The sequence below is a fragment of the Coprobacter sp. genome, from assembly GCF_982436375.1.
Genome location: NZ_CEWDCG010000114.1, coordinates 1 through 9,863 on the forward strand (window position 1 = coordinate 1; position 9,863 = coordinate 9,863).

The 9,863-nt window shown below is 39.0% G+C and carries 4 protein-coding genes; all 4 read right to left on the reverse strand.

The window, feature by feature from the left end:
• Positions 1-95 precede the first annotated feature (95 nt).
• Complete coding sequence (locus AC1WHX_RS07685) at positions 96-1,826, reverse strand: family 43 glycosylhydrolase (protein ID WP_122337901.1); 1,731 nt, start codon at positions 1,824-1,826, stop codon at positions 96-98.
• 109 nt (positions 1,827-1,935) lie between these two features.
• Entirely contained in the window at positions 1,936-5,472 is a 3,537-nt protein-coding gene (locus AC1WHX_RS07690) for a PA14 domain-containing protein (protein ID WP_122337902.1), read from the reverse strand.
• A gap of 182 nt (positions 5,473-5,654) precedes the next feature.
• Positions 5,655-8,555 (reverse strand): DUF5010 domain-containing protein, encoded by a 2,901-nt coding sequence (locus AC1WHX_RS07695; protein ID WP_302545306.1) that lies wholly within the window; start codon positions 8,553-8,555, stop codon positions 5,655-5,657.
• A 57-nt stretch (positions 8,556-8,612) separates the two neighbouring features.
• Positions 8,613-9,599 (reverse strand): alpha/beta hydrolase, encoded by a 987-nt coding sequence (locus AC1WHX_RS07700; protein WP_337752916.1) that lies wholly within the window; start codon positions 9,597-9,599, stop codon positions 8,613-8,615.
• Positions 9,600-9,863: the final 264 nt, after the last annotated feature.

Sequence of the window (9,863 nt, forward strand, 5' to 3'; positions counted from 1 at the left end):
ATTTAAAAGAGCCTGCATAAATTTCTCAAAAAAATTTAGACAAGCTCTTAAAAAATTTTCACTTATACCAAATGCTCCTCAATAATGGTTCTTACTCATTCTACAGAAATAACTTTGCTTATCTTGCCTTTCCCATTTTCATTGAACGGCTGTATCGTAAAATAATATCGAGAATCCCGATTGAAAAAACCGTATTCTGCCTCGTCTCCATAAACCATGACGGCATTGTTCTGTACCTTCGGTGAAGTTCCCCAACGGATCACATAACCTGTCGTTTCACCCTGACTATCCCATCTGAAACTGGCTCGACGTCGGTCGTTTGCATTACGGACAACCTTAAATCCGGTAACTGCAGACGGAGCTTTTCCCTTTCCCGTCCCGAAAACTCGCAGTCCGGATAGAGAAAAAACTCCCCCATTGAGATCTTCCATGTTCTTTATCCGAATATAACGGGCTGATACCGAACGATCCAAAACAAGCAATTCATGTACGGCGTCCCGATCATTCTTTCTCCGGTCGCCTATCATCTGCCAATTCTTTCCGTCACAAGACGATTCCAAAACATAACGGTATACGGGTGCTGCATCTCTCCGCAATGTTTCGAAATCCTGGTCGCTGATATTTACCTGAACGGCTTCGACCTGCATCGTCCGTCCTAAATCGATCTGAAACCATTCGCCTGACCTGCCGCTCTGAGACGCCCACCATGTCTTGATATTTTCATCCACGGCATTTACTGCTTCATATCCCGGTTGGAACGATGATGCCGAAACTTCCTTTTTATAAGACAACAAATTCCACTCCACGGATAAATCATCTTTCTTGAAATTGACCTTTCTATCGGGTATCTGCATCGGATAATCGGTGAATACCGTGTGGCAATACATGTGCCCCTCATCTCCGAAATAGACCGGAAATAATCCTAAACGACGTTCGAACCAATTTTTTACCGCTATCACCATTGTAGAAACATGCCAATAATTACCGTATTTATCCTGAAATGTATGTCCATGACCTGCTCCGGAAATAAACCCTCCGGGTTTGATCGAATAAGGATTATCCTCCATGTAAGTAAAAGGACCTAACGGATTTTCCGATACATATACGGCATCAGCATACGTTATAAATTGTGTTCCCGGAGTAGAATACTGCAAATAATACAACCCTTTATATTTCGTCATGGTAGCACCTTCATTATAGCCGTCCTTATTCATTTCATTCCTGTCTCCGTTCGATTCAATTCCATATTTTACTGAATTATGCAAAATCAAGTCTTTTACCTCACCGATCTCTTTGAAACCGTTTTCTGGATCTACCTGTACTCCCTGTATCGGTTTTTTATCATGACATCCCCAATAAAAGTAAACTTTGCCGTCATCATCCTGAAAAATAGTAATATCGTCATGCCGATTTTTATTGTTGACTTTTATCTCTTTCCAATCGTCTTTTTCCGGATCGGATGTTTTAAAGAAACGGGTACATCCGGCCGTATAATATAACTCACCGCCCAATTCTATAACCATAGGAGCATAATCTTCTATAATCGGAATAGATTTACAAGGGATATAATTCCACTTCACCAGATCGGCCGAACTCCAATATCCTTCTGACTTGGATGCAAACATATAATACTTGTCTTTATATAAGACAACAACCGGATCGGCAGCTTCTCTTCGACTCGGTTTCTCCGGACGAAACCGATAATTCAGATCTATGGGATTCGCGACAATACGATCTCGATCAAGGTGTTTCGCCATTAAATCAAAAGGTAACAAAAACAGTGTCGAACAAATACATGTCAACAATCGACTTTTCATGTTTTTCATCTCTCTTAAGTTTTAAATTATGCTGCAAAAGAAAAATCTCTTAATTAATTTAAGAGACTTTTCTCGCTTAATTTTTCAACAAAAGTATCTTTTTCACCAAAGTTATAAACTACTTAAAATAGGTCTCAGTCATCGGTACATCTGTAGCCCATTTCAAATAATTACATAAAATCTTTTTCGGGACATTCGCCGGTTTACTATCTAAACTCAAATTCGGCAACAGATCTAACGAAGAGAATACAATTTTCCCCTTTCCATAAGGCAATACCCCGACAGATGTCGTTATCTGGTGAAAAGGAGATCCGACCAAAGATACCACAGGTTCTTCCCCTTGCATTTCATATAACCCGAAATGCTTCGGTCCATCATAAACTACCAGTCGTTGGTACTCCCAATTCATGCCTTTATTTACGGGCAACTCATTGAAAAAAGGATGTTCCCTTACCATAAAACTACTTCCCACCCAAGCTTTTGAAGGATGAAATACTTTATAACCGGGAACTGCGCCGACAGCCCTTAATTTACTCATCCACGATTCTGCATTATCAATCAACATCAATTTAGTTCCATCATCCCGCACTCTTTTCAATAATGCCGACATATCAGGTTCTTGAATCTTTACCGGTAATTTCCATTTCAAAGCAAACTCCCAAGTTCTTCCGTCTTGATAAGCCTCGATCTTTAAAGGATATGATTTTCCGGCTACCAAATTACGTTTAAACGTCACAACTCTTTTAGGCCCGTTCCTAAAATTGTCGACAACCTGTTCTCCGTCGAACCAAAGATTCGCTCCATCATCATACGAAAGTTCAAATTCCGTTTCTCCGCTATATGGTGCTACAATATAACCTTCCCAGCGGAGTGAGAATTTTGTATCACCCAATATATCATATCCGGGAATGAGTTTACTGCCGACATTAAAATCTATTGGTGCGGCAGAAATACGACGGTCAACTTGCATATCAAAATTTTTACCTCGAAAATAATCTAGATTCAATCCCATTGTTTTTCCGTCTTTCGCCTTGAAACAAAATGACGATATAGTATTAAATGCCGTACCCTGATCGATAGAACCCACCAAAATATAATCTAATTTTCCGAGAGACTCGTCATAAGCAACAACATTCGCTTTTTTCTGATCTTTCAAAAAATTAGTAAGTTCCATTCCACCGCCTATCACAGCACCATAACCGTTTATCTTGTCAGATTTCCAGTCTACTGCAAAAATATCGTCATAACCGGATGCGACTTTTTTACCCGACATATCTGATAATTCTGCATTTATTTTATAATAACCTATACCTTTATTTAATTTCACAGGAATTTTCGCTGCAGCCAAATCGCTGAACGTATCACCGCCAGAGACTTTCACAATTCCGTCATACAATATGTCTGTGTCCCCTTTCGGAGTGACAACCCAAGCTTTTATATTATAATCTCCCCCTGGAACAGCATGTTCATTGACAACAAACATATCGAACAGATTCGTATCTCCTACATGACCGATTTTTTCCCGGACTTTCACAGCAACAAACGCAGGCTGAGCATAATGATTAATCAATTCAGGAGTACCCTTTATATTACGAAAAACATCGACAGCACCCGAAAAATTATCATTTTTCATATCTTCATACCCGTTGAAAACATAAATATCCGCACCGTCAGCAATCCGCACATTTTCAAGAAAACGGCCATGTTCATAATACATTATGTCACCCAATGAAGTAATAAGTTTTGTTATCGAGGGATAATATTTCTCAAGTCCTTTATTTTTAATATAATTTCTATAAGAATTCAACCAATCTTTATAATCAGCACCATCCCATCCGTTGCGATTACCGTTTTTCTCTATTGCTGCAACAACTTTTTCTAACTGCGGAGGAGATGCCAAAGCCGCCTCTTCTCCCCAAACAAAAATTTCCGATTCAGCCCGTTCATTTCGCAAAAAACTCTCAGGAGAATTATAGATAGCATCAACATAAACTCCGGCCGAATTTCCGGCATTATGGACATCGCAATATCCGGTAGTGCGTTGATTCTGATCATACGGAATCATATGCAGTTTCCGAGGCTCATCATTCCCTACATTCATAAATCCCGAACCATACGTGACCAGACGGGTCGGATCAAGCAGATGGGCTTCCGCCATATCTTTCTTCGCCCTTTCATCTGGAATCCATCCCGGCTCGTTAATCATATTATACATGACTAAAGACGGATGATTACGGTCTCGTTTCACCATTCTCAAAAAACGCTGAGAATTCAATTGATTAGCGAGCAGTCGATTTTTCATTTTACTCTGCTCACTTCCTTCTTTTACTCTCGAACTACTATATCCTCCGGGTTCTTCGTAATACAACATCCCCATTTCATCGGCCAAGTCAAGTACCTGCGTATTTCCCTGACAACGGTGAAAATTCAACATATTCTGTCCCAATATAAATGCCGATTCTATATGTTTACGAGCCAGTTCCCGAGTCGGATACATCCCGTTCGTAGGCCAATACCCCCAACTAATAGACGAAATAAGCAACGTTCGTTTACCGTTAAAATTAAGCGTAGCATTCTTACCATATCCCTCTACACTTAAAAAACGAAATCCGAAACGCTGTTTATGCTGATCTACAACCTTACCTTTACTATCCTTAATCGTTGTTACGACATTATACAAATTCGAATTTTTCAACTCCCACAAACGAGCTTCGGGTACTGAGGCCGAAAAAGTCAACTTTATTGTTTCTCCGGTCTTTACATTCACCTTGCCCAAATTCTTCGTAAACAAAGTCTTCGGATCAGTTACCGGAACATTACTTTTCCAAGCCTCTACAATAGCCACATCGACACTTCCTTTTAAAACTTTAGACGACGCCTCATTAATAATTTCAATATCGACATCTATGTCCTTTAAAGATGGTTTATTTTTAACAAATACATCCGATACATATAGAGGTGATACGGAGCGAAGCTCGACAGCCCCCAAAATTCCACCAAAACCGTGGGACTGGGGAAACAAGTAATCTCCCCATTTATCTCCGGTATAATCTCCCCAACTGAAATTCCCGGAAGGATCGGTTATTCGAACTGCCAATTCATTACGGCCTCCGTAATTTACAACATCGGTCACATCAATCTCAAAAGGTGTCTGATGCACCAATTCATAACCTACCAGCTTACGGTTCACAAATACCTCTGCTCTTTGACGAATACCTTCTGAGAAAAATATCTTTATACGTTTTCCCTTCATCTCCCGAGAAACTGTAAAATCAGTTCCCCACCAACTGACACCCTTGTAATCTCCTGTATTTCCTAAACCTTTATTATTCGAAAGAGCATCCCAATAGTATTCTTCTACCGTTCCGGGAACTCTGACTTTCAAAGATAAAGTCTTATTTTTAACAACTTCCCTTGCTTCCGATTCAGGGCGAAGCGACGAAAAAAGATTATCCCATCCGCAAGTCGGTTCTGCAACAGTTATTTTCGAAATATCCGCTGGAGGCAAATACAACGAATCATTTTTCCACGAAGCATCTCGGTCTAGCCAAAGCGCCCAACCATCATCTCCAATCTGAAACGAAGTACGTTGTTGTGCCGTTATCCCCGACGTTATTAACAGACACATCCCTAAAAAAAGAGTTTTTGTTTTCATGTGTATTACAAAATAAAAGTTTTCTAATTTCAAAAATAGTTCGAGCAAATTAACCAAAGACTTACTTTACGGTTAAATGACAACTAAAAATGGATATTAATTAAAGAGAGAAAAGGCAGATGCCCAAAAACATTTGCCTTTTCTCTCTTTTTTACCAAACTAAATCAACCTAAAACAATCTTTTATTTTACCAGCTTTATTATTGCTTTACTGTGTTCTGAAATCACTTTCAGAATATAGACACCATTATTCAGACTCGAAGTATTCAATGTAATACGATTTTGTCCCTCCTGCAACTGTTCCATTCTGGACATAACCAAATTACCTTTCATATCATATAATGCAACCTGTGCAGGCTCTGCTATAAATGCAGAAACATCTACCCGAACAAAATCTGTAAACGGATTCGGGAAAGCAGATACTTTAGTTTCTGCATTTGTAATATCCACACCCGTTCCCGTAGAACTGCCCGCCAAAGCATAAACACTTTTACCTTGGAATCCATCCAAAATCGCCCGATAATATGTAGAAGATTTCGATCGTCCGGTAGTAACAGGTACTCCTTGTATCCAAACATATTCATATCCGACACTGACATTTTCTGCCTTATCGTCCGGAATAACACCATTTGTCAAAACACGTTCCCATTCTCCTGCTCCGGATGAATTAATCCGATAAATTTCTTTATCTTCATTAACACCCCATACTTCACCACCACCGGCATCAATTTTAGTCAGATTATACGGATTTCCGACTTCAAGAAAACCTTTCTTACTTTCAGAAGACATCCGAACTAGTTTCCCGTCAGTAGTAAATCCCCATACGAATTTATCATCGGCCGTAATCGACTTTAACCGAATATTATCATCTCCCACTTTGATCCAATTTGTCTGTTGCTTCGTACCTCCGTCAAGACGAACTTCCCCGTGCAAATTGCGATAATATACAGCACCTTCGGCATCGATACCCCAAACCTCTCGCATATTCAGATCAAGATCCACCATCGGCTGACCATTCGTCACATCTACCCAACCATAAGCCTGATTGCAAGCCGCCCCCGGCTGTAATTCCGTACGATAAACTTTATTATTTCCGCTTACATCCGTTATAGCCCAAGCATAATATTTTCCCAATGCTAATTTTTTCAAAGATCCACTCGGCTTTTTATCGATAGGAAGAAAAGATGAGGACGGATCTTCTCCATGAATCGGTTTACAAACAATATTTCCTACCGATGTACTCTGCCATACATCATTAAATCCTGCCGTAAAATTCGTTACGTGTGCAGTTGACGGCCAAGAAGCAGTTCCTTGTTTGCACAAATCTAAGATATTGTGCAGAGGACGATAGATATCCAAATCGGATTCTTTACCGTGATGCCATTCATACCGATAAGCGCCGCCCGAATTTCCCGGAGTTTTATCATAATAATCGTCACAGCCTTCCGCCTCAAGAAGAATACATTGAGATTCTTCATCGGCAAATTCTCGAACCAATGATATATATTGATTAGGATATAAATATTCTGGATGATCACTCCGATACCACGTTGACCCCTCAGCCCAGTCTACCCAAGATTCCAATACGATCCACTCTGATTTGACTTTTTTGCCATTTTCGAAAATTTCACGAATAACCGGAGTTTTTCCATCTTTTGCCAATGAAGAAAAATGAGCATCATCCTTGGGCTTTCCACTGTTATCCAAAACAGGAGTTCCGGTCTCAAGTATCGGGTCTTTATCATATACCCAATCGTTATACCATACATTATTCAGGGGCAAACGTCCTCCATTAAAAGCAAAACTATAATACTTACCCTTAAACTCCCATGGTGTCGGTGTTATATTAGCTCCCCAAGTAAACCATCCTTGAATACCTGCAGCTTTATCTTCAGTACGCGGATCTCTTTTCCAGAAATTATCCGGTAAAATCCAATCGACCTTCAATCCGAAAGTTTCATCCATTTTACCTTCGATATATTCTAAAAACTCTAATATTTTATTATCCTTTTTATTGTAGTCGTATTCCGAAAAATTAGCCGTCCACAACTGAATAGGAACAGCTCCGGAAGAAGGACGTATATATAACATATCTTTCGGAACGACCTCATACCAAGGTTTAAACATATAGTTCCAAATATATTCCTGAAAATCAGGATCACCCCATTCCATTGTCTTCCCGGTCGTATTGCCATACTTCGGATCATCATAAGCACGTGGAAATACAGCATTATCTACAAAATAGGCCATTTTTAAATGGTCCTTAGCATAAGGTGAACGTTTTACCGCGTCTACAAATCGTTTGATCAGACGCGGACCGAAAGCTCCAGGACCTCCTGTATAAAGACGGTCATCGACATTATGCACCTTATCATGATCTCCTCGTCCATGCATATAAGCTACTTCCACTTTAGCTTCGACCAGTTCCGAAACCAATTGGTCCATTGCTTCCTCAGTATTTTCCGGTGTATAAGTATATAATTGCTGCTTATACCACCTACGCATCTGTTCAGTAGTAAAATAGTTATTATTTTTATCCGTCCAGCTCCCGTTATCGCCTTTATCTCCACACTTTGCTAAAGCCGCACTGGTAAAATTCGTAGCGGTAATCGCAAAAATAGGCATCGGATCATCCCAATTCAAACTATATTGAATATCATCATCTAATACATTATTTGATGTTGCAGAACTTTTACGAATAAAAATCATGTCACAATTGATATCATCCGTATCAAAAACAAGTTTCATGTCATAATAGCCTTTTTTTAAATGCTTATGGCCTAAATGCACCAAAGTAAATTCTCCGTTTTGAGTAGCAGGCACTTTAACACCGCTTACCAAAGTTTCATCATTTAACTCAAGGTGTAACTTACAGTTATCCCTACGAGCAGCGACTCTGGTAGTGAAACGGTAGTCACCTTCAGCCAAATAAACTTGTTTGTAACGTATCCATTCACCAGCTTCGGTATTTCCGACATACCAGTTATTGGAAAATACTTCCTGAGCCTCTGCCTTATTCCCCGAAAAGCCAACCAAACAGGCCATCAACCCGGCAGCAAAATAAGAAGATAATCGTTTGTTCATAATGTTTCTCTCTTTTATATGTTATTCCATGTTCCATTTCTATCCTCTCTTTTTCTCCTATTGTAAAATCTCCTGCGCTTTTTTCAGCACATGAATCATCATGTCTTCATAAATATCAGACCCTCCTATAAACCCTGCATGTGAATAATAATTTTTATAATGAGTTTCTACTCGAGCATTACGCACTTTTAGCGCTTTTTCAAAACGAAGCATCTGGTCCTGATCTACCAAATAATCGCCCCCGCTATATGTAAGTATCACATACGGAGGATTTTTCGGCACTTTATTAACCGGAGATGCATCCGCACGTTGGGAATCCGTTGTTCCGAAATAGGTAAAATCTTTTCCAGGTACAAATCCCGGTTTGACATGTTCGATATCGTATATTCCATTAAATGCAACCAGAAATTTCGTTCCTTTAGTCATCATTGCCATATAAGAAGAAAGATGCCCGCCTGCGGAATGCCCCCCGAAACCGAAATTCTTCTCATCGAGATTCCATTCCTTAGCATGTTTATGGATAAACTTCAATGCATCCTTTAAATCCTGATAAGAGTCTTTAAAATTAGAACCGTCAGACGGAAAAGAATACGAAACCCTTATACCTGCAATACCGTGAGACGCCAAATAAGTAGAAATCCCCTTATGTCCCATACAATCTCCACCATGCCATCCTCCACCATGAATCCATATCATATACGGTATTTTTTTATCCTTATTATTCTTTGGTAAATCGACTTCTATTACTAATTTGTGATTAGGATATTCTTTAAATACATAATGGAGAGTCGTACACTGATTAAAATCTTCGGATTTAAGTTTTCGCATTTTATGCTTATAAGGTACAAACATATCAGCCGGAGCTTTTTCAATATCGAATACTTCTAAACGTTCAATTGTTTTAGCATCTTTCAAAACATAACCGTTTTCTTTCTTTTCTAATGTCAATCCATAACGGTTATTTTCATATTTTTGCGCGAAAACTCTATTTACCCCGATAACAGATAAGAGTAATACAGATGTTATCAATACTCTGTTTTTCATGTTGTGTTATAGTTGAATTATGGTACAAAAATAAACGGGATACCTTAAAAAACTTCTTAATTCAGAATTAACCCAAGACATTAATTTCAATTAAATAGGAAGTATTCTCTTTTATATATCTTCTCTACAGACGTCCTCTCAGAAAATGTTAACAGATCAGGAATCATAAAAATGATTCCAAGACTTCTGTTTGTTACTTAACAAACACTATATCTAAATATTCTTTCTTGTACTTACAGTTTTTTCTACCATGCTTAAATTCTA

Coding starts and splice junctions, on each gene's coding strand:
- AC1WHX_RS07685 (WP_122337901.1), bottom strand. CDS start 1,826: ATGAAAAACATGAAAAGTCGATTGTTGACATGTATTTGTTCGACACTG.
- AC1WHX_RS07690 (WP_122337902.1), bottom strand. CDS start 5,472: ATGAAAACAAAAACTCTTTTTTTAGGGATGTGTCTGTTAATAACGTCG.
- AC1WHX_RS07695 (WP_302545306.1), bottom strand. CDS start 8,555: ATGAACAAACGATTATCTTCTTATTTTGCTGCCGGGTTGATGGCCTGT.
- AC1WHX_RS07700 (WP_337752916.1), bottom strand. CDS start 9,599: ATGAAAAACAGAGTATTGATAACATCTGTATTACTCTTATCTGTTATC.